The organism is Pseudocitrobacter cyperus (assembly GCF_039889165.1).
Lineage (GTDB): Bacteria > Pseudomonadota > Gammaproteobacteria > Enterobacterales > Enterobacteriaceae > Pseudocitrobacter > Pseudocitrobacter cyperus.
In genome coordinates this window covers 1,614,659-1,636,422 of sequence record NZ_JAYMYY010000001.1, presented here as the reverse complement: position 1 = coordinate 1,636,422, position 21,764 = coordinate 1,614,659, and the positions used below count along the sequence as shown (strand labels likewise).

Genomic DNA, 21,764 nt, shown 5'->3' with positions numbered 1-21,764 from the left:
GATGGCGACTATGGTAGCCCAGTCGCGCTCTGAATCAAATAACACACAATGGTATATGCGAAAGCGCGCAGCTTAACCACTAAGATGATATACTCCGCGTCCTGGATGCAGGTACCCCGGTGCGCTGCAGTACAAATTTTACCTACAGCCCGCATCGGGCTTGCCAACGAACCATTGCCGCCATGAAGTTTATCATTAAATTGTTCCCGGAAATCACCATCAAAAGCCAATCTGTGCGGTTGCGCTTTATTAAAATTTTAACCGGGAACATTCGTAACGTTCTAAAGCATTATGACGAGACGCTCGCTGTTGTTCGTCACTGGGATCACATCGAAGTTCGCGCCAAAGATGAAAATCAGCGCCTGGATATCCGTGACGCCCTGACCCGTATTCCGGGCATCCACCATATTCTTGAAGTGGAAGATGTGCCGTTCACCTCGCTGCACGACATCTTTGAAAAAGCGCTGGTGCAGTACCGCGATCAAATTGAAGGCAAAACCTTCTGCGTGCGCGTAAAGCGTCGTGGTAAACACGAATTTACCTCGATTGAGATCGAACGCTACGTCGGCGGCGGTCTGAATCAACATGTTGAATCCGCAAAAGTGAAGCTGACTAACCCGGACGTCACCGTTAACCTGGAGATCGAAAACGATCGCCTGCTGCTGGTGAAAGGGCGCTATGAAGGCATCGGCGGTTTCCCAATTGGCACTCAGGAAGATGTCCTGTCGCTGATTTCCGGCGGGTTCGACTCCGGCGTCTCCAGCTATATGCTGATGCGTCGCGGATGCCGCGTGCACTACTGCTTCTTTAACCTCGGCGGCGCGGCGCACGAAATCGGCGTCCGTCAGGTGGCGCATTACCTGTGGAACCGCTTCGGCAGTTCTCACCGCGTGCGTTTCGTTGCCATTAACTTCGAACCTGTTGTTGGCGAAATCCTCGAAAAAATCGACGATGGTCAGATGGGCGTGGTGCTGAAACGCATGATGGTGCGCGCAGCGTCGAAAGTCGCAGAGCGTTATGGCGTGCAGGCGTTGGTTACAGGTGAAGCGCTGGGCCAGGTTTCCAGCCAGACGCTGACCAATCTGCGTTTGATCGATAACGTCTCCGATACGTTGATCCTGCGCCCGCTAATCTCTCACGATAAAGAGCACATCATTAATCTGGCGCGTGAAATCGGCACGGAAGACTTTGCCCGCACCATGCCGGAATATTGCGGCGTGATCTCGAAAAGCCCGACCATCAAAGCGGTGAAGGCGAAAATCGAAGCGGAAGAAGAAAACTTTGATTTCAGCATTCTTGATGACGTGGTGGCGAATGCCAACAATCTCGACATCCGCGAAATCGCCCAGCAAACCGAGCAGGCGGTGGTGGAAGTGGAAACCGTCAGCGGTTTTGGCACCAACGATGTGATCCTGGATATTCGTTCCGTTGATGAGCAGGATGACAAACCGCTGAAAGTGGAAGGTGTGGAAATTGCTTCACTGCCGTTCTACAAGCTGAGCACTCAGTTCGGCAACCTCGACCAGAGCAAAAACTACTTGCTGTGGTGCGAGCGCGGCGTGATGAGCCGCCTGCAGGCGCTCTATCTGCGCGAGCAGGGCTTTGCCAACGTGAAGGTTTATCGCCCGTAAGCGAGCCGTTGTTACTGAAGAAAAAACCTCGCGTTGCGAGGTTTTTTTTATCCAGGTATTACTCGTAGTAGTTATAAATCCCCGCCGCTATCACCAGTTGTGAGGCGACTTCATGGGCTTTCTCGCGCCCGACCAGCAGGTCGATAATCTTCAGGCCAAAATCAATCGACGTGCCCGGCCCCTGGCTGGTGAGTAAATTCACCCGCGGATCCCACGCGACGCGTTTGTCCATCCACTGATCTTCCGGGATTTTATCCTTCAGCGACGGGAAGCCGGTCATATTACCGACAGGGAAGAGATTATGCGGCACCAGTACGGTGGCGGGAGCAGCGCAAATCGCGGCTACAATCCGCCCGGAAAGGTGAAACTGACGCACGGTTTCGACCAGCAGCGGGCTGTCGCGGAAACATTCCGCGCCTTTAATGCCCCCCGGCAGAATGATGATGTCGTAATCGCCATCAGCGACTTCCACCAGGGGAGCGTCAGCCAGAAGTTTTACGCCGCGTGAGCAGACGATAGCCAGGTTGCCATCGCTGGCGACGCTTGCCGTAGTGACGTTGATACCGCCACGAACCAGCAGATCGATAGTGGTGACGGCTTCCGTCTCTTCACTACCAGGTGCGAGGCAGATCAGTGCCGACGCGCTCATATTCACTCTCCTTACGTTTAATCTGTTCATACAGGCGGGTGTTTTCCGGCAGGCTGAGGCCGTGCGCGCGGGCGCGTTTTAGCAGAAAACCGGTGATATAGTCGATTTCCGTGTGGCGCAGCGCCCGTACATCCTGAAGCATGGAGGAGATATTTTCTCCTGTGCGTTCAATTACCTGGGTAACATAAAATAGCAGGTTTTCCGTCGAGGTATGAATGCCTTCCCGCGCCATCGTGCGCGCCACTTCTTCGCAGATGAGCTCCACCTGCGCAAGGTGATGCGCGAGCTCGCCATTCGGGCAGTTCATCAGCGTGGTCAATGGGTTAATGACACAGTTGACCGCAAGCTTACGCCACATAGCGGAGTAGATGTTGTCGTGCCAGGCGACATCTGGCAGAACGTTTTGCAAGGTGATAGCCAGATTGCTGTAATCGTGGTCGTACTGTTTTGCCGGGCCAATGTGGGTGGTGCCGTTGGCGACGTGAATGATGATATTACCGTCCCGTCGCGCCGCCTGAGTGGTCGCGCCCAGCAGCAGCGGCTGTTTCACGTCGCTGAGCTCTTCGACGGTGCCCATGCCATTATGGATAAGCAGGATAGGGGACGTTTCCGGCAACTTCTTTGCCAGGGTTCTCACCGCGTCAGAAACCTGCCAGGCTTTTAATGTCACCAGCAGAAGGTTGCTGTGAGCGAGAAAGTCCGGGTCGTTGGCGGTGACGGACTGGTTAAAGATAGATCCATCCCGCTCGAGCAGATTTACGCTACAGTAAGGCTGGGGGACGCGTAGCCAGCCCTGAACTTCAAATCCTTTTTTGTACAACGCCGTGAGCCAGAGCTGACCCAGCGCGCCACATCCTAGTACTGTAATTTTCACACTGCCTCCTGAACGGCGATGACACCCAAATTATAGTCTCAGGCGCTAAGCTTTCGGGGATAACAAGTTGAGTTATGCCGCGTTGCAGGTATTATGCAACGCAAAAGTCACTGAGGGAGAGGAAAAGATGCCATCTTTCGATATTGTCTCTGAAGTTGATCTTCAGGAAGCACGTAACGGTGTGGATAACGCCGCCCGTGAGGTTGAGTCACGTTTCGATTTTCGTGGCGTAGAAGCGAAAATTGAGCTCAACGATGCGAATAAAACCATCAAGGTATTGAGCGAATCTGATTTCCAGGTCAATCAGTTACTGGATATTCTGCGCGCTAAACTGCTTAAGCGCGGCATCGAAGGCACGTCCCTCGATGTGCCGGAAGAGTTTGTGCACAGTGGGAAAACCTGGTTTGTCGAAGCGAAGTTGAAGCAGGGGATTGAGAGCGCAATTCAGAAGAAAATCGTTAAGCTCATCAAAGACAGCAAGCTGAAAGTGCAGACGCAAATTCAGGGCGAAGAGATCCGCGTGACCGGGAAATCCCGTGATGATTTGCAGGCGGTGATGGCGCTGGTGCGTGGCGGCGATTTAGGCCAGCCGTTCCAGTTCAAAAACTTCCGCGATTAAAGCGTATTGCCGGATGAGGTTAGCGCCTTATCCGGCCTCCATACGGGGTCAGGCGATAATAGCTTGCTCCACCTCAAAGCGGTTCGTCACCTTGCTGTCGATTTTAACGTAAGCCGACCGCTCTTCACCCACCAGCAGTACATCTTTAATACCCTCTTTCGCCAGCAGACGCGCCTTCAGAGCATCATCGACCTCCACGCCATCGGGGATCTCGATACGTAAGCTGCTGACATAAGCCGGTTCGCTCATAGTGACGGCGACCAGCATCCACAGCGTCGCCAGCAACGCGCCTGCCAGAAACACCGTTTGCGAATCGAAAGAGCCGTCAATCCAGCCGCCCAGCGAGCCGCCAATCGCCACGCCGAGGAACTGGCTGGTGGAGTAAACACCCATTGCGGTGCCCTTGTAGCCTGCCGGAGACTCTTTGCTGATAAGCGACGGCAGCAACGCTTCCATCAGGTTAAAGGCGAGGAAGAAAATCTGTACGCCGACAACCAGCTCCCAGAAGGCATTACCGGAACCCCACAGTACAATCTCTGCGATCAGAAGCAGGGCAATACAGAGCAGAAACACACGCTTCATTTTGCGTTTCACTTCTGCATAGATGATAAAAGGCACCACGGCGATAAACGAAACCAGCATGGTGATCAGATAGATTTTCCAGTGCTCCTGTGCCGGGAATCCCGCCATTTCCAGTTGTCCCGGCAGGGCGACGAAGGTCGACATCAGCAGAATATGCAGGCACATAATGCCGAAATTCAGGCGCAGCAGTTTCGGTTCAGCCAGGACTTTACTAAAGCAGCCCTTCACCATGCCGGATTCGCGGTTGAGCGTATGGTTTTGGCTGTTTGGCACGACCCACAGCGTCAGCAGAATCGCCAGCGTGGCGAGAATGGCTATCATCCAGAACAGCGCGTGCAGACCCAATTTGTGGGTAATAATCGGCCCTAAGACCATCGCGATTGCGAAGGTTACGCCAAAACTGACGCCAATAAATGCCATCGCTTTAGTGCGGTTCTGTTCGCGGGTAAGGTCAGAAAGTAGCGCCATCACCGCCGCGGCAATGGCGCCGGAACCTTGCAGCGCGCGGCCGAGAATAATCCCCCAGATGGAGTCCGACAGGGCGGCAATCACGCTGCCTGCGGCGAAAATAATTAGCCCGCCGATAATCAGCGGTTTGCGGCCAATGCGGTCGGAGAGTAAACCAAAGGGGATCTGGAAGACGGCCTGCGCCAGGCCATAAATACCAATCGCCAGACCAATCAGCGCTTCACTTGCGCCCTGTAAGGCCATACCGTAAGTGGTCAGAACCGGCAGGACCATAAACATGCCGAGCATACGCAAAGAAAAGACGGCCCCTAAACCCCAGGTGGCGCGCAATTCACCCGGTGTCATTTTGTAATCGTTCATTCCCACCTCATTATCAATCGCCCCATAGTGTAGTGCGGAGCGCAGGCAGGGTAAACAGAGTGTTAATGAGCAAATATTACATTAGTGAATTATTTGTGCGATATAGAAATGGCCGTAGTGTGGCGCTACGGCCAGAGGATCAAATTGCCTGACGGATTTCGTCAATCACTTCCAGCGATCGCAGCGCATCGGCGGCATCGATAATGGGCGTCGCCTCGCCGCGAATGACGGCGATAAAGTGGTTCAGTTGCAGAATAAACGGGTCGATTGCGTCAACCGGTAGCGTCTCGCTGATGAGGGGCTCGTGCCAGCCCGTTTTCTCGCCGTAGCGCCACCAGCGCATTTGCGGTATCGCCAGCGCTCCCTGGCTGCCGGATATCAGATAGCAGTTCTCAGGCGTGTGGGCATAAATGGGGTTCTCAGCCGAGTTCATCTCCCAGCTCCATGGGCTGACGCTGCAATCACTTAACACCGCGCTGCCCAGCGTACCGCATGCAAAGCGCAGGTTCACTACCGCGCTGTCTTCATTGGCAAAGCCGCGCGTTTCGCTGGAGGCCATCGCCTGCACCTCTGCAATTTCGCCCAGCAGATAGCGCATCAGGTCGATATCATGCACCAGATTGACCAGCAGTGGCCCTGCGCCGGGTTCGCGCCGCCAGCTCACATCAAAGTAGTCATCCGGTTTTTGCAGCATCCAGTGGGCAGAGACGGCGACGATCTTGCCAAGCTTTCCGCCGTCGATTAACGCTTTCGCCGCCGCCGTCAATGCATTATGCCGGCGGTGATGGCCCACCAGCACCGGTACGTTATTGCGCCGTGCGGCGTCAACCAGTTCTCGGGCGCGTTCAGGCGACTCCGCCACCGGTTTCTCTACCAGCACCGGAATTGCCCGCGCTACGCAGGCCATTGCGCAGGGGACGTGCAGCGTGTTTGGCGTGGCATTGATAACCCCGTCCGGTTTTACCTCATCGAGCATGTCGTTGATGTCGGCATACCACTCCACGCCGAGCGCATCCGCCAGCTCTTTCGCCTGTTCGGACGGATCGGCCAGGGCGACAAGTATGGACTCTGATGATTGTTGGATTACCTCAATATGCTTGCGTCCGATAGCGCCAGCGCCAATGACGGCAAGTCTAACAGGGTTCATGATGGGCTCCTGAGCGTAGTGGAAACGGGGGATGTTGCTTCGGATGGCGCGGAGGCAAACCAGCCTTTGGCCGCGACGCCCAGCACGGTGAGCAGCGCTGGAATGCCAAGCAGCAGGAAGACGGTTTCAAATTGCAGATCCATCGCCAGCATCTCGGCTCCGGCAAACGCGCTGAGGATCGCACCAACACGCCCGACGCCGTGCATCCAGCTTGATCCCGTTGCGCGCGCCTGGGTGGGGTAAAAGCGGGCGGAGAGGGCGTTCATGCCCGTATTCGCACCGTTAAGACAGGCTCCGCTTATCAGCGCCAGCACACACAGAAGGGCAAAGCTGGCGGCGGCAAAACCGATGGCCATGGTGACGAGTCCACCGACGGCGAAAATTGCCCCCAGCGCCCGATGCGGATTAATGCGATCCATCAACCACCCGGCGAACAGCGAGCCCACGGTACCGCCCGCCTGATAAATCGCGGTCATCACCGCCGCCTGGCTGACCGTCAGGCCAATCTCTTTTACCAGCGTTGGTAGCCAGCTACCGAGGATGTAAACCAGAAACAGCCCCATAAAGTAGATGAGCCACAGCATCAGCGTGCCGAAGCGATACTGTGGAGAGAGCACGATACGCATCGCATTGCCGCTCACCGGCTGGGTTGGCACGATGAAGCTCACGTTATCAGCGATGTGCTCCGGATAGAGCCGCCGGAGGATCGCGCAAATCTGTCCGGCTGGTGCGCGCTTTATCACCAGAAAACGCACTGACTCCGGCAGTTTCCACAGCAGTACAGGCACAAACAGCAGCGGCAAAATGCCGCCGAGAGCCATCAGGGAATGCCAGCCATATAGCGGGATCAACCATGAGGCGGTAAAGCCGCCAATGGCCGCGCCAAAAGTGAAACCGCAAAAAATCACGGTGATGATAAATGAACGCTGACGTTCAGGGGCGTACTCTGAGACCAGAGTACTGATGTTCGGCATTGCCGCGCCAAGCCCCAGCCCGGTCATAAAGCGGAAGAAGATCATCTGCTCGATGTTCTGCGAAAACGCGGTTGCGACAGTCCAGAAACCGAAGAAAAAGACGCTGTTGATGATGATTTTTTTGCGCCCCAGCCAGTCTGCGAGTGGGCCGGAGAACATTGCCCCCAGCGCCAGGCCAATCAGCGCGGTGCTTATTACAAAACCCAGTTCATGGTTGCTGACGCCCCACTCCTGTTTCAGTACCGGGGCGATAAATCCCATGATGGCGATATCGAAACCGTCCAGCGCGATCACAGCAAAACCCAGAAAAATCACCAGTTTTTGATAGCGGCTGAGGGGTTGGGTATTAATTAATTCTCTGACATCCAGGCGTTGAGTCTGAGCCATAACGATACCTCGGGTGAGCTGTTCACAGGAAGGATTGCGCGGCGTTAAACAGCAACTGAGCGCGACGTTGAGCGGGCAGGGCACCTTGTTTTCCCGCCAGAGGGACTTCTATCGACACGGGGAGCGCGGCGGGGAGTGCCGCCAGTAAACCGTGTAAATCGAGGCCGCCTTCACCAGGTATTTTGCGCGCGCTGCGCGCCTGGTAAATCAACTCTTCAGTGGTCTCGGGGGACTTAGCGGGCGCATCGCAAAGTTGCATATAGTTGAGTTGCGCTGCGGGAATAGAGGAAAGCGTCGAAAGCGACTCGCCTGCCCGCCAGAAGTGGATAGCATCGACAAGGATCCCGATGTTGCTCTGACCGCTTGCCGCAATCAGGGTTTGCGCGTCGCGCAGGGTTTTCAGCGCAGTCCACGGCATCGGTTCGAGGTTCATGGTCAGGCCATACGCTTTTCCTGCCTGCGCCAGTTGCGCCAGATTTTCTGCGCAGCGTGCGAGATGGTCATCGTTTCCGGCAACCAGCACCTGCTGCGCATCAAAACGAGCGGCGGTTTCCAGAAACGGGCGCAGTGATGGCAGGTTAAAATCAGGCGTTAATCGTAAGATCTCCACGTCCGAAACGCGAATACCGGTCTCCTGTAGCGCAGCCAGCGTTTCGCGCACCATGGCGGTGTCGCCGAGCATATCGTAGTCAGGGTCGTCAGGCGTGGCGGGAAGCAAGCGCAGGCCGACATGGGTAAAGCCCGTTTGCGCCGCAATCCGGATCTGTTCCGGCGGCGGTACGTCGAGCATCGTCAGGGCAGCGAGAGACAAAGAACGCATGTTCATAGGGACTCCAGTACAGTTGCAGGTAAGGTTTTTGTTTTTTCGCCTTCCATGGCCAGACGATGAATTACGTTGTTTTTGTTATGTTTGCAGCGAGTTTTTTTCCAACCAGATAACCGAAAGTCATGGCCGGGCCAAGGGTGATGCCGCCGCTGGGGTAGAACCCCTGCATCACGCTCGACATATCGTTTCCTACGGCGTACAGGCCGGGGATGGGGCGATGTTGGCTGTTCAACACCTGCGCATGTTCATCGGTCAACAGGCCGCTAAAGGAACCCAGAGAACCGGGTAAAATACGCACGGCATAAAACGGCCCCTGTTTTATCGCGCCGAGCGTCGGGCTGGGCTGGTGAGTGGCGTCGCCCTGAGTGCAGTTATAGGCTGACGCTCCGCGCTGAAACTCTTCATCGACGCCGCGTTCGGCAAAACCGTTGAAACGAGCAACGGTTTCAACCAGTGTGGCTTCGTCAATCCCGCAGTTTTTCGCCAGGGCTTCCAGCGTATCGCCCGATTGCAGATAGCCATTGCGTAGCCAGGCATTGACATGAAAAGGCGTGGGACGTGCGTGCCCCAGCCCATAGCGGCGTAGAGTGCGCTGGTCTGCCAGTAGCCACGCCTGCGGTTTTTCGCCTTCCGGTGTGGCGGCGATCAGCGCGGCGATAAAATCATGATAAGAATCGGCTTCGTTGGTGAAGCGTTTGCCGTTGGGCAATACGGCGATAAACCCGGGCTTGGCGCGTTCGACCAGATGCGGGAAAGCGAGTTGTAACCCGCTTGCCAGCGTGACGCGAGACACCGGTGCCCAGGCCATGGGGTGCTTCAGGTTGCGTTCAAAATGACCGCCGACTGATTCCCCCAGCCGGATGCCGTCGCCCTGGTTTCCTGGCGGTGCCGCGGAGAAATGACCGTAGCCCTGACGCGCATGGGGAATTTCCTGCGCCAGCCGGGTTTTGTCGTGGGGAAAGCCGCCGCAGGCCAGCACCACCGCGCCGGCATCGACCGTAATTTCGCCTTCGTCGCTATCAAGTACCGCGCCGCGAATGTGCCCGTCCTGGCTCAGCAATCGCGCGACTGGCGCATTGAGCCGGAACTGAACGTCGGCATCCAGTGCCGAACGCAACAGACGGGCGACCAGCGCGTTACCGTTCACCAGATGCTGCCCGCGCCCATAGCGCAGGCGTTGCCAGTTATGGCGCAGCAGGCGGCGGGTGGCGTAGAAAGCGGATCGCGGCGAGCGGGTCGCGTTGAAAAAATGCGCCATATCCGCACCGCCCGCGATCCCCATCCCCGCCAGACTGATGGTCTCCAGCGGGGCGCGTAAACGGTGCAGCCAGTTGCCAAGCCCGCGTCCATCGTATGGTTGCGCCGTTACCGAGCGGCCACCGGTCGCAAAGCCGGGCGAGTTGTGGAAATCCGGCATTTTGCTGCCGGACAGAAACTGCACTGCGGTTCTGCTGCGGAAGAAATCGACCATCTCCGGCCCATAGCGCAGGAACATCTGCAAACGTGCATCGGCAGGGCGGCCCTCCATCTCCGCGTTCAGGTAGGTCAGCGGGGCGGATTCATCCTCATTGATACCTTCTTCACGCGCCAGCGGATTGCGTGGGATCCACAGCCAGCCGCCAGACCAGGCGCTGGTTCCGCCGATGACCGACTCTTTTTCGGCGACCAGCACACTCGCACCATGCAGCGCGGCGCTGACGGCGGCTGATAATCCGGCCGCCCCGGAACCGACAACCAGAACATCCACCTTTACCTGCCTGCTCATCCTGGGCTCCTTATTGCAGCGGCGAGAAATCAGTCGGGCGCATCAGTACCGACTCCAGGCGTTCGACTGCCGCCAGTTCGCGGTTTTTGCGCGAGAAAGTCAGCCAGCGTTCGTCCTGCGCCATCCGTCCGCGACGTACCAGGCGATCGTCCAGGCTCTCGTAAGCCCAGATGTGCACCACCTGATTCACCACGCCTATTTCGGTAAAGAAGAAGCCAATCAGCTTGCCGAGATGCTCGGTTTGCACCGCATAGGCATCACTTTTATACAGCGCCAGCCAGTCGGCCATTTTCAGTGGATTGATGGTATAGGTGCGTTTTTCGTAGATCATGATGTACTCCTGGTTAAAGGGATTGTTGTTGAACCATATGTTTAGCGGCGAGATAGCCGAAAGTGAGTGCCGGGCCAAGGGTGATGCCAGGGCCGGGATAGGTGCCAGCCATTATCGAATCCATGTCATTGCCGACGGCGTAAAGCCCTGCTATGGCGTTGCCCTGCTGATTAATCACCTGTGCATCGGCGGTTGTTACCAGCCCACGTGAGGTGCCTAAATCACCGGTATACAGCGTGATGGCGTAGAACGGCGCTTGCCGGAGCGGGGCATTGCAGGAGTCAGGCTTGTGTGCCGGGTCGCCCATGACCCGGTTGTAGCTGTTGCCGCCTTTGTGGAATTGGCTGTCTTCGCCGCGGGCGGCATCACGGTTGTAGCGGGCAACGGTCTCTTCCAGCGTTTGTGGGTCGATGTTGAGCTGCAGCGCGAGTTCCGCGAGGGTCTCGGCTTTGTGCAGATAACCCGCCTTCACCAGCGCATCGTTATTGACCGGAGCCGGGCGGGCGAGGCCGAGGCCATAGTTTTTCATTGCCGTGGCGTCGCTTATCAGATAGCAGGGTGCATTCTCCGGCTGCTGCTGCATCGCGCTGGCAAAATGGTGATAGGAGTTCGACTCGTTGACGAAGCGCACGCCGCGCTGGTTAATGGCGATGACGCCCGGTTTGGCGCGGTCAGTCACCAGATGCGGGAAACGCTCTTCCGTGCCGTCCGGGTGGCGCAGAACTGACACTGGAGCCCAGAAAAAGTTAGAGGGAAGGTCGGCCCCTTCACGCGCACCTACACGCCCTGCCAGCGCAAAGGCTGCCCCATCGTTGGTGGCCGGTGACATCGTAAAGTGCTGGTGTGTCGCCGGGCGGAACTGTGCGGCAATCTGTCCGGCGGCAAAACCGCCTGCCGCCAGCACCACGCCACAGCGCGCGTGCAGTTGCTCTTCTTTGCCTTCGCGGTTGATAGTGACGCCCGTGACGCGGCCATGATCTTCTATTAATGACGTGACATCGGCGTTCAGCGCCAGATCCAATCCCTTGCGCAGCGCCAGCGTCGCCATCCGCGCGATCAGCGCGTTGCCCATCGCCAGACGCGTACCGCGGTGATGCCGCAGACGATCGCGGCCATAGCGCAACAGCAGGCGTGCGCAGTGGCAAAACGATCTCCACGAGCGGCGCATATCAAGAAAGTGCTGGATGTCGAAGCGATTTACCATCATGCCGCCAAACAGCAGCATTCCCGGCGGCGGAGAGCGCAGGGTGCTGAAGTGCTCGCCCAGTTCACGACCATCAAACTCGACCACTTCCAGGGCGCGCCCGACATCGACCGCCCCGGCTTCATCCGGGTAATAGTCCGGGGAGAGTGGTCGCAGGCTATACTTCACCGCACCTTCCTGTTCCAGAAAGGCCAGCGCTTCGCGACCTGATTCGACAAAGGCATCGACCAGCGACGGGCGATAGTTTTCGTCACCAATGATGGTGCGCAGATACGTTTTTATTGCTTCCGGTGATCCGCTTTTTCCCGCCAGGCGAGCCTGGTCAGTGTCATTGATCCATACTGCGCCGCCGGAAATAGCCGAGGTGCCACCGAAATGCGGCGCTTTCTCCAGCATCAGTACCGACAGGCCCTTGCAGCAGGCGGTCACTGCGGTTGCAAAGCCCGCGGCACCGCTACCGATAACGATCACATCCCAGCTTTTCATGCGGCAGCCTCGTGATCGGTGGGAATCGCGCCGATAAACTGGCCCATCAGCTTCATCTGCGCCAGCGCCATTTCCGGGCCGGTCTGGATCGAGCAGCCGCGCGCCTGGGCGAAGGCCAGCAGCGGGGTGATCGCCGGAGCCGTTACCACATCGGCGACGTGCGTGGTGTTTTGCAACGTATCAAGCAGCGTCTGGGGTAATGGCAGGGGATCAAAACCCTGCATACCCGCCGGAGAGCCATTAACCAGCAGGTCGAGGCCCGTCAGGGAGGCCGGTAATTCCCCGAGATGCACTTCCGGGAAATGGGTCGCAAGACGATTTTCCAGGCGCTGGCGCGTTGCGGCATCTCTGTCATACAGCGCAAGATGAGTGATTCCCGCTTCACACAATCCCCAGGCGATGGCGCTTCCCACGCCGCCGCAGCCGGACAGTAGCGCACGCTTACCCGCTGCAGTAAAACCCTGCGCTTCGGCGGCAAGCTGGAAACCGACGCCGTCGAGCATGTCACCTTCCAGGCGTCCGTCAGGCAGTTTGCGCACCACGTTCACCGCATTAAGATGGCGGGCGCGTGGTGTCAGGCTGTCCAGCAATCCGGCTACGCGTTGTTTATGCGGCACAGTGACCAGTACGCCGCTCATGTTGTGCCAGCCGCGCAGGGCGTTCAGATAATCGGCAATCGCTTCCGGCACGATATCAACCGGGATCATCACCTTGTCCATCGCGGTTTCGGCAAAGAAGCGGTTGAAGTTTTCCGGTGATTTCACCTGTGTAATGGGATGCCCAAGCACAGCAACGATTTGTGTAAATCCACTGACCATTTTTCATCTCACTTGTTAACCAAATGTTGATTTAGTATTTCAGTGGATCCGGTGACCAACAACGCACAATTCGGACAGGTGGGTTGTTAATCGCACTAACAGTGCGATAATCGCAGTAAATGGGCTTGTTTGTTGCGAAAGTGTGAACGACTATGCAAAATCAGATTCATTCCCGCGATTTGATCGTTGGTCTGCAAAAGGGGCTGGCGATTATCCAGCTTTTCTCCAAAGAACATCCCCGCCTGACGGTGCCGCAGGCGGCGAAAATGAGCGGCCTGACGCAGAGTGCGGCGCGCCGTTTCTTCCTGACGCTGGTACATGAACGCTATCTCTGCACGGATGGCCGCTACTACTGGCTGACGCCCAAAGCGCTGCGTCTGGGGCAGGCTTACGTCGATTCTGCCCAGTTCCCGCGCATGGTGCGGCCGATTGTTGAGTACATCGCCAGTCGTACCGAAGAGCATGCGTCGGTGGGGGTGATTGATGAAAACGAACTGGTGTATATCGCGCGCAGCAAACATACGCCCTTTAACTCCACCTCGGTACGCCTGGGCGAGCGGGTGCCGGTTTACTGTACGGCGGGTGGGCGATTGTGGTTAGCCTCGTTGCCGGAAAATGAGTGTGAAGCGGTGCTGCGGCAAATTAAACGCGAGCGGCGCACTCCCTATACCGCTATCGAGATTGATGAACTGATGGCGCGAATTGCGCTGGTGCGCAAGCAGGGGTATGCCACCATCGAGCAGGAGTTTGAAATCGGTATGCTAGTGGTCGCCGTACCGCTGGCAGACAGAGAAGGGCTCTACTGGGGGGCGTTGAGTTTAACCAGCCATCAGTCACGTACTTCTCTTGACGCGCTGTGTCGTGACCATCTGGACTTGCTGTACAGCGCGCGGGAGATGCTGGTGAGTTAATGGTGAAATAATCTGGCAGGGAGGCTCGGATTTAAATAGTCATAAAAATAGCAATGCGCTATCGTGTTATTGGCTATTTCTTTAAATATATTCATGTAGTGAATTTATTATGTGATTTAAATTGTTGTGAAATATCAATGTCGCAGAAATATATTGATAAGCTTTCGAAAGAGGTAACGCTTTTCTTGAAATCAGCAACCGCGGCGATTAATGAGAAAATGTTGGTGTAATAAAAGAAAATATTTTAACACTGGAGCAGTAAGTACCCAGTAACAGGGTTATTTAAGGACTATCGAATGTTAAATTACAAAGGAATTGGGCTGGTTTTAGGTTTATCTATCGCGACCGCATGTCACGCCGCTGATGAAGTCGAGAGCTATTACCGCACACTTGCCACAGGCGAGATGAAAGCGTTGGCCGGGATTCGGGGGCTTGCCATGGCAAAAAATCCAGAAGCCCTTGCAAGACTGGGGTTTGTATACGAATACGGTATTTCAGTACCCGTTGATGTGGAAAAGGCAATTAACAACTACACTCAGGCCTGCGATCTTGGCGGCTATTCTGGTTGTTACAACGCCCGTTATTTTTATCAATACGCAAGCGGCGTAGAGAAGAATCCAACACTCGCCCAGGCGCTGGCTGATAAAGCGAATAAAGACGGTATATATGTTGATGCGCCCACGCTCAATGAAATGGTCGATGAAATTTATACGGCGAAAGCGGCGGCAATGAAAGAACCCTCGCAGCGTCTTGCCTTTCTTCAGATGCTAATGAGTTATGCCAATACGGGAAATGAGCTTCTTATAAGCCGTCTTGGCTTCACTAAATCAGACATCATAAATCTTAGCGAATTTTGGGCGAAGGATAACGATCCTGAACTCACTTTGCTGGTCGGCCAGCTTTATGAGGCGGGGTTTGCAAAAGTCGTCAATAAAGACGCCATCAAAATGACGTGGTATCGCAAGGCGGCGGAACTGGGCCAGTCTGACGCCCAGACTATCCTGGGGATTTTATATGCAACGGGAGAGAAGGGGGTTAAACCGGATATTCAGCAAGCGCTCAAATGGTATGAACTGGCGGCTAAGCAGGGCAACAAAGATGCATTAACCCAACTTGGTGAGCTTTATTATCTGGGGGAACAGGTGGATGTTGACTACGCCAAAGCATTCAAGCTTTTTGAGGGAGCAAAAGAGCAAGGAAGTACCCTGGCGTGGCGTTATCTGGGCTGGATGTATACCAACGGGCAATATGTGCAGACCGACTGCAAAATGGCCGCAGACTATTTTGATCAAGGGCAGAGTCGGGTTGGCCGCATCGAGGGCTTTTTAGCTACCTGCGAGAAAGATAAACAGGCGCGAGAAAAGGCGGGAAACGATCTGCCCGCGCTCACGCTGAAACATGTCGGCACGTTTAACGGCAGTAAAAACGATAGTTACGCCTGCCAGCTTCATCTGCAAGCCGATACCAACCGCATTGGTGAAGTCGCGAATATGCGCGTGGCTCTGAATGTCATTAACCGAGAGGGAGCGGTACTGAAAAAAAATGCGTCGTTTGCACCGTTTGGCATGAATACGCTTAACCGTAACCTGCAGGGGTATGAATACAATTCGTTCAGCAATACCACATTGTTGCATATTGAAGATAAAGCGTTTTGCGGCGTGCTGACCTTTGAAATCACGGATGCGACGGCGAAAATTAACGGTAAAGAGGTCGATGTACTAAAAGCGGGGAGGCTAACGCTGGTGCAGTAAAGAAGTTTTTTACTTTGCAATATCAATAAATTAACAAAAAGTCGCGCCAGGGTGGTCAGGTTAATCTGTGTTGAACCGATGTATCTTATATTGGCCACTACCTCAGGAACGTTCGGCGCTATGAAAAATATCAAAGTTATTACCGGCATCGTGACAACACTCGGGATCTTCAGCGTGTTGTTGCTGGTGACCGGTGCACTGTTCTACTCCTCCGTCAGCAGCGATCGCCTTAACTTCAGGAATACCGGTCTGCTGAACTACCAGCAACAGCAGCTCGGCGGCAGCTTCCAGACGCTGGTTGAAACCCGGGTCACTATTAACCGCGTTGCAATTCGTATTTTAAAAAATCAGCTCGACCCGGCTTCGCTGGAAGTCATGAACACGCTATTGGGTAATGCCAGCATACAGTTGGCCGATGCGCAAAAGCAGTTCAGCAACTACATGAACTCCGATGACGTACCGGGTCAGGACAAAGTCATTGACGACAAAGCGGCCGCCAGCTTTAAGCAGATGTATGACGTCATGGAAAAGTCTATTCAGTTCCTCAAGGCCGATAACTACCAGGCCTACGGTAATCTTGATGCCCAGCAGGCGCAGGACGATTTCAAAGCCGTATACAGCCAGTGGCTGGCCCAGAACACCCTGCTGTTGAAGGCCGCCAGCGAGCAGAACCAAAGCAGCTATACGGGGATGCTCTGGACGCTGGGCACCATTTTGCTGATTGTTATCGTGGCGCTTATCGCTATCTGGCTGGGTTTGCAGCGTGTGCTGCTATGGCCGCTGAAATCAGTGATGGGGCATATTCAGGCCATCTCTGAAGGCGATTTAACCCGCACGATTGAAGCCGAAGGGCGCAGCGAAATGAGCCGTCTGTCTGCCGGGCTCAAATCCATGCAGCAGTCGCTGGCGAAGACCGTTACGGTTGTGCGCGACAATTCCGACTCCATTTACGCTGGCGCCAGCGAAATTTCCGCAGGCAGCAGCGACCTTTCTTCCCGTACTGAGCAGCAGGCGGCTGCGCTGGAAGAAACGGCGGCCAGCATGGAGCAGCTTACCGCGACGGTGAAGCAGAATACCGATAACGCGCGTCAGGCGACCGGCCTTGCGAAAAATGCCTCCGAAACTGCGCAGAAAGGCGGACGTGTGGTGGAGAGCGTGGTCAACACCATGAACGAGATTGCCGAAAGCTCCGGCAAAATAGTCGATATCACCAGCGTCATCGACAGCATTGCCTTCCAGACCAACATTCTGGCGCTTAACGCCGCGGTAGAGGCTGCCCGTGCAGGTGAACAGGGCCGTGGTTTTGCCGTGGTGGCAGGTGAGGTGAGAACGCTGGCAAGTCGCAGCGCGCAGGCCGCAAAAGAGATTAAAGTGCTGATTGAGAACTCGGTGTCGCGTATTGATACCGGCTCAAGCCAGGTTCGTGAGGCGGGTACAACCATGAAAGAGATCGTTTCGGCGGTCACTCGCGTCACCGACATCATGGGCGAAATTGCTTCCGCTTCTGAAGAGCAAAGCAAAGGGATCGAGCAGGTAGCGCAGGCGGTATCCGAGATGGACAGCGTGACGCAGCAGAATGCCTCGCTGGTGGAGGAGTCTGCTTCTGCTGCTGCAGCGCTGGAAGATCAGGCAAGCGAGCTACGCCATGCAGTGGCGGTGTTCCAGCTCCAGCAGGCTGAAGGGCGTCGCGTGGCGTCGGTGCAGGAAAAGCTCCGCCCGCAGCCTGCATTGCTAAAACAGCAGCCCATGGACGATGCGAACTGGGAAACGTTTTAATCTCTGAGTTAAGGTGATAAACCCCTCGCGACATTCCCGGTAATGTCGCGAGAAAACAGAACGGGCATGGAAGTAGTGACCTGCTGGTTGTGCTAACAACTCAGGGAGATCGCTATTTCCATGCCCGTTCGTTTTTTTATGGCAGATGTTTTGCGGGGTTGTGAAATGTCACATCCGCAGAGTACTGATAGCGCAGAGCGACAGGGGCGATAAAAGCGAATGCGTGGGTTTTGGGAGGCAGGGGAGGGGGATATGAGCGGAGAATATCCAGAGACATTCTCCGCGAGTATTTACGCTACCCGTTTTGGGTTTATTGACGCTGAGTTTGTGGGGCTCTCTCAGCGCCAGAACGGGTTTTGCACATTCTTCAAACCTTACCAGACGTAAGTCAGCAGGCTCTGGGAATTTGGCACCATAAAGTCGATAGACATCATCACAGAGAGCGCGGTGATGGCGATGATAGAGAAGCCAAAGAGCTTACGCGCCCAGACTTTATCATCTTCCACTTTATAACCGCGCAGCGCCATGCCGAGCCACCATACGCTTACCGCCGCAGCGACAATCAGGTATTTATAACCAGCATAGCCGCCAAGGGTCAGCATCAGGGTGGCGATAGCAAACGCCACGATGTACAGCGTGATGTGGTTCTTCGCTACTGAAATGCCTTTCACCACCGGCAGAACCGGAATGTTTGCCGCCTGATAATCCTTGAAGCGGAAAATCGCGATGGCGTAGGAGTGGGGCATCTGCCACAGGCTGAAAATGGCCAGCAGGATCAGCGCGCCACTGTCGAAGGTACCGGATACCGCGCAGTAGCCAATCACCGGCGGCGCAGCGCCGGAGAGAGAGCCAATCAGCGTGCCGTAGACGGAGTGGCGTTTCATGTACAGGCTGTAAACGCCGACATAAACCACAAACCCCATCACGCCCAGCCAGCAGGCCAGCGGGTTCGCGCCGAACCACAGCAGCATGAAGCCAGCAATACCCAGCAAGGTGGCGTAGACCAGCGACGTTTTAGGCGCCATCAGTCCTTTGACCAGCACTCGGTTTTTCGTTCGTTCCATCTTACGGTCGATGTCACGATCGATGTAGTTGTTGAAAACACAACCCGAGGCGACCACCAGAGACACGCCAATCAGCGTCGCGACAAACAGCGGGTAATCGATGCTGCCCTTGGAGGCCAGCAGGAAACCGCCGATCACGGAGATCAGGTTGCCAAAAATGATGCCTGGTTTCGTTACTTGCAGGTATTGCTTAAACATCATACTCGCCGCTCTTAGTGAACCATCATGTTGTAGTTCAGGTTCCACATAATCCAGATGGAGCCTACAACCACGATGGCAATGATGATCACGGTGAAGACAAACGCAGTCAGGTTCCAGCCTTCGTCAGACTTCGAGTTCATGTGCAGGAAGTACACCAGGTGCACCAGAATCTGCACTACCGCTGTTACCAGAATGGTTCCCAGAATCACCGCTGGCGACGCTGAACCTGTCATCACCATCCAGAACGGGATAACCGTCAGGATGATGGACAGGATGAAGCCCGTCATATAGGACTTCACGCTGCCGTGGGATGCGCCATTGTGATCGGTAGAATGACTCATTACATCGCCCCCATCAGATAAACTACAGAGAACACACAGATCCACACTACGTCCAGGAAGTGCCAGAACAGACTCAGGCACATGATACGGGTGCGGTTAGTGCTGGTCAGCCCGCGACGGGAAACCTGAATCATCAGCACAGCCATCCAGATAAGACCGGAGGTGACGTGCAGACCGTGGGTACCTACCAGCGCGAAGAACGCGGACAGGAAGCCACTGCGATCCGGGCCCATACCTTCAGCAATCAGGTGATGGAACTCATAGATTTCCATCCCGATGAACCCTGCCCCGAAGAGGAAGGTCAGGGCGAGCCAGGAAACGACCTGGCTCTTGTTGTTTTTGTACATGGCGATAGCCGCCATGCCATAGGTAATGGAGCTGAACAACAGCAGGAACGTTTCTACCAGCACGAACGGCAGTTCGAAGATGTCCTTACCGGTCGGGCCGCCCGCAGTGCCGTTAACCAGCACCGCGTAGGTGGCGAACAGACAGGCGAACAAAATACAGTCGCTCATCAGGTAGATCCAGAAACCGAATACCTTATTCGGCCCTGCATCGTGGTGCCCATGTTCGTGCGCGTGGGCGTTATGCGCCAGAGTATCAGTTGCCATTTTTCAGCCCTGCCTTAGAAATCTCATCGAAATGCTGGTTTTCCAGTTTTTCGACTTCAGCGACCGGCACGTAGTAATCCACGTCCTCGTCGAAGCTTTTCACAATCCAGCTAATGACAATGCCTGCGAAGCCAACAATCGCCATCCACCAGATATGCCAGATCATGGCAAAACCGAAGATAGTCGCGAAGGCGGCGATGACGATACCCGCACCGCTGTTTTTCGGCATATGAATTTCTTCATACTGTGTCGGCTGTTTGTACGCTTCACCTTTCTCTTTCATTTCCCAGAATGCATCGCGTTCATGGATCTGCGGCACAATGGCAAAGTTATAGAACGGCGGTGGGGAAGAGGTTGCCCACTCCAGCGTGCGGCCACCCCATGGGTCACCGGTCAGGTCACGGTTCTGATCGCGGTCGCGAATAGAGACGTAGAACTGAATCAACTGGCACAGGATACCCAGTGCAATCAGCGCCGCACCACAGGCTGCAACAACCAGCATGGTGTGGAACTGCGGGTCAATCTGCTGGCTGAGGCGACGGGTCATACCCATGAAGCCCAGCACGTACAGCGGCATGAACGCCACGAAGAAGCCGATGATCCACAGCCAGAATGCGCGTTTACCCCAGGTTTCGTTCAGCGTGAAACCAAAGGCTTTCGGCCACCAGTAGGTCAGGCCTGCGAAGCACCCAAAGACCACGCCGCCGATGATGACGTTATGGAAGTGCGCAATCAGGAACAGACTGTTGTGCAGAACGAAGTCTGCGCCCGGTACCGCCAGCAGTACGCCGGTCATACCACCGACAGAGAAGGTGACGATAAAGCCGATAGTCCACAGCATCGCGGAGTGGAATACGATACGGCCCTGGTACATGGTGAACAGCCAGTTGAAGATCTTCACCCCGGTCGGGATGGCGATAATCATCGTGGTAATACCGAAGAAGGCGTTTACGTTCGCACCGGCACCCATTGTAAAGAAGTGGTGCAGCCAAACGATGAACGACAGGATGGTAATACACACGGTCGCCCACACCAGTGAGGTGTAGCCAAACAGGCGTTTACGCGAGAAGGTCGCCGCGATTTCGGAGAAGACACCGAACACCGGCAGAACCAGGATGTACACTTCCGGGTGGCCCCAGGCCCAAATCAGGTTGATGTACATCATCATGTTGCCGCCCATATCATTGGTGAAGAAATGGGTGCCCAGATAGCGATCCAGGGTCAGCAACGCGACGGTAACCGTCAGAATTGGGAAGGAAGCGATAATCAGGATGTTGGCGCACAGTGATGCCCAGGTAAATACCGGCATCTTGAACATGGTCATGCCCGGCGCACGCATCTTGATAATAGTGACGAAGAAGTTGATACCCGTCAGCGTCGTACCGACACCGGAGAGCTGCAACGCCCATATCCAGTAATCGACCCCGACCCCAGGGCTGTACTCAATTCCCGACAGCGGCGGATACGCCAGCCAACCGGTCTGCGCGAACTCACCGACGCCCAGAGAGAGGTTAACCAGAATCACACCGACAACCGTGAACCAGAAGCTCAGGTTGTTCAGGAACGGATACGCAACGTCACGCGCGCCGATCTGCAGTGGAACCACGAGGTTCATCAGACCGATAACGAATGGCATTGCCACGAAGAAGATCATGATAACACCGTGTGCGGTGAAGATCTGATCGTAGTGGTGCGGTGGCAGGAAGCCCGCCTCGCCCGCGGAAGCCAGCGCCTGCTGGCTACGCATCATGATGGCGTCGGCAAAGCCACGCAGCAGCATGACGATAGCGACGATGACATACATAATACCAAGGCGTTTGTGGTCAACCGAGGTCAGCCACTCTTTCCATAGGTAGCTCCACTTACCGAAGTAAGTGATGGCTGCCAGTATCGCCAGTCCCCCGACGATAATTGCAGCTATCGTTACCATGACAATTGGTTCATGGAACGGCACTGCATCCAGTGTCAATTTTCCGAACATCGTTTTC

19 protein-coding genes are annotated in these 21,764 nt (G+C 55.4%); 5 read left to right on the top strand and 14 right to left on the bottom strand.

Annotation, left to right across the window (positions count from 1 at the left end):
- The first annotated feature begins 182 nt into the window (after positions 1–182).
- Complete coding sequence (thiI, locus tag VSR74_RS07955) at positions 183–1,631, top strand: tRNA uracil 4-sulfurtransferase ThiI (protein WP_347794159.1); 1,449 nt, start codon at positions 183–185, stop codon at positions 1,629–1,631.
- A gap of 58 nt (positions 1,632–1,689) precedes the next feature.
- Here the strand turns inward: thiI and yajL are convergent, their stop codons facing one another.
- Together yajL and panE are read right to left on the bottom strand one after the other, a co-directional pair.
- Complete coding sequence (gene yajL, locus VSR74_RS07950) at positions 1,690–2,280, bottom strand: protein deglycase YajL (RefSeq protein WP_347794158.1); 591 nt, start codon at positions 2,278–2,280, stop codon at positions 1,690–1,692.
- Positions 2,243–3,154: a 2-dehydropantoate 2-reductase gene (gene panE, locus VSR74_RS07945; RefSeq protein WP_347794157.1), complete on the bottom strand. Its 912-nt coding sequence runs from the start codon at positions 3,152–3,154 to the stop codon at positions 2,243–2,245. The genes yajL and panE overlap by 38 nt, the downstream gene beginning before the upstream one ends.
- Before the next feature lie 127 nt (positions 3,155–3,281).
- Here panE and VSR74_RS07940 point away from each other — a divergent pair, with 127 nt between their 5' ends.
- Positions 3,282–3,773 carry a YajQ family cyclic di-GMP-binding protein gene (locus tag VSR74_RS07940; protein ID WP_015965590.1) on the top strand — a complete coding sequence of 164 codons (492 nt, stop codon included), beginning with the start codon at positions 3,282–3,284 and terminating at the stop codon, positions 3,771–3,773.
- Positions 3,774–3,821: 48 nt separating this feature from the next.
- Here the strand turns inward: VSR74_RS07940 and VSR74_RS07935 are convergent, their stop codons facing one another.
- The 8 genes from VSR74_RS07935 to VSR74_RS07900 all read right to left on the bottom strand — a co-directional run bounded on the left by VSR74_RS07935 (position 3,822) and on the right by VSR74_RS07900 (position 13,121).
- Complete coding sequence (locus VSR74_RS07935) at positions 3,822–5,183, bottom strand: MFS transporter (protein ID WP_347794156.1); 1,362 nt, start codon at positions 5,181–5,183, stop codon at positions 3,822–3,824.
- Between the two features lie 139 nt (positions 5,184–5,322).
- Positions 5,323–6,330 (bottom strand): Gfo/Idh/MocA family protein, encoded by a 1,008-nt coding sequence (locus VSR74_RS07930; RefSeq protein WP_347794155.1) that lies wholly within the window; start codon positions 6,328–6,330, stop codon positions 5,323–5,325.
- The gene (locus VSR74_RS07925) at positions 6,327–7,691 is read right to left on the bottom strand and encodes an MFS transporter (protein ID WP_347794154.1); all 1,365 of its coding nucleotides are present in this window, start codon (positions 7,689–7,691) and stop codon (positions 6,327–6,329) included. Before VSR74_RS07925 ends, VSR74_RS07930 begins: the two co-directional genes overlap by 4 nt.
- 22 nt (positions 7,692–7,713) lie before the next feature.
- A complete protein-coding gene (locus VSR74_RS07920) occupies positions 7,714–8,517 on the bottom strand; it encodes a sugar phosphate isomerase/epimerase family protein (RefSeq protein WP_347794153.1) in 804 nt (267 codons plus the stop codon).
- A 64-nt stretch (positions 8,518–8,581) separates the two neighbouring features.
- Positions 8,582–10,282 (bottom strand): FAD-dependent oxidoreductase, encoded by a 1,701-nt coding sequence (locus VSR74_RS07915; protein WP_347794152.1) that lies wholly within the window; start codon positions 10,280–10,282, stop codon positions 8,582–8,584.
- A gap of 10 nt (positions 10,283–10,292) precedes the next feature.
- On the bottom strand, positions 10,293–10,613 hold the full coding sequence (locus tag VSR74_RS07910) for an NIPSNAP family protein (protein ID WP_015965584.1): 321 nt from the start codon (positions 10,611–10,613) through the stop codon (positions 10,293–10,295).
- 13 nt (positions 10,614–10,626) lie between these two features.
- Positions 10,627–12,303 carry an FAD-dependent oxidoreductase gene (locus VSR74_RS07905; RefSeq protein WP_347794151.1) on the bottom strand — a complete coding sequence of 559 codons (1,677 nt, stop codon included), beginning with the start codon at positions 12,301–12,303 and terminating at the stop codon, positions 10,627–10,629.
- Positions 12,300–13,121, bottom strand: a complete 822-nt coding sequence (locus tag VSR74_RS07900) for a shikimate dehydrogenase family protein (protein WP_347794150.1) — start codon at positions 13,119–13,121, stop codon at positions 12,300–12,302. Before VSR74_RS07900 ends, VSR74_RS07905 begins: the two co-directional genes overlap by 4 nt.
- A gap of 152 nt (positions 13,122–13,273) precedes the next feature.
- Here VSR74_RS07900 and VSR74_RS07895 point away from each other — a divergent pair, with 152 nt between their 5' ends.
- From VSR74_RS07895 to tcp, 3 genes are all read left to right on the top strand, one after another.
- The gene (locus VSR74_RS07895; protein WP_347794149.1) at positions 13,274–14,032 is read left to right on the top strand and encodes an IclR family transcriptional regulator domain-containing protein; all 759 of its coding nucleotides are present in this window, start codon (positions 13,274–13,276) and stop codon (positions 14,030–14,032) included.
- Between the two features lie 296 nt (positions 14,033–14,328).
- Positions 14,329–15,783 carry an SEL1-like repeat protein gene (locus VSR74_RS07890; protein ID WP_347794148.1) on the top strand — a complete coding sequence of 485 codons (1,455 nt, stop codon included), beginning with the start codon at positions 14,329–14,331 and terminating at the stop codon, positions 15,781–15,783.
- Positions 15,784–15,903: 120 nt separating this feature from the next.
- The gene (tcp, locus tag VSR74_RS07885) at positions 15,904–17,559 is read left to right on the top strand and encodes a methyl-accepting chemotaxis citrate transducer (RefSeq protein WP_347794147.1); all 1,656 of its coding nucleotides are present in this window, start codon (positions 15,904–15,906) and stop codon (positions 17,557–17,559) included.
- A 374-nt stretch (positions 17,560–17,933) separates the two neighbouring features.
- Here the strand turns inward: tcp and cyoE are convergent, their stop codons facing one another.
- Genes cyoE through cyoB form a run of 4 tightly spaced genes read right to left on the bottom strand, consistent with a single transcriptional unit; the run spans position 17,934 to position 21,757 of the window.
- Positions 17,934–18,824 (bottom strand): heme o synthase, encoded by an 891-nt coding sequence (cyoE, locus tag VSR74_RS07880; protein ID WP_149462128.1) that lies wholly within the window; start codon positions 18,822–18,824, stop codon positions 17,934–17,936.
- A gap of 11 nt (positions 18,825–18,835) precedes the next feature.
- Positions 18,836–19,165 (bottom strand): cytochrome o ubiquinol oxidase subunit IV, encoded by a 330-nt coding sequence (locus tag VSR74_RS07875; RefSeq protein ID WP_015965577.1) that lies wholly within the window; start codon positions 19,163–19,165, stop codon positions 18,836–18,838.
- Complete coding sequence (locus VSR74_RS07870) at positions 19,165–19,776, bottom strand: cytochrome o ubiquinol oxidase subunit III (protein ID WP_108474837.1); 612 nt, start codon at positions 19,774–19,776, stop codon at positions 19,165–19,167. The genes VSR74_RS07875 and VSR74_RS07870 overlap by 1 nt, the downstream gene beginning before the upstream one ends.
- Entirely contained in the window at positions 19,766–21,757 is a 1,992-nt protein-coding gene (gene cyoB, locus VSR74_RS07865; RefSeq protein ID WP_015965575.1) for a cytochrome o ubiquinol oxidase subunit I, read from the bottom strand. Before cyoB ends, VSR74_RS07870 begins: the two co-directional genes overlap by 11 nt.
- Positions 21,758–21,764: the final 7 nt, after the last annotated feature.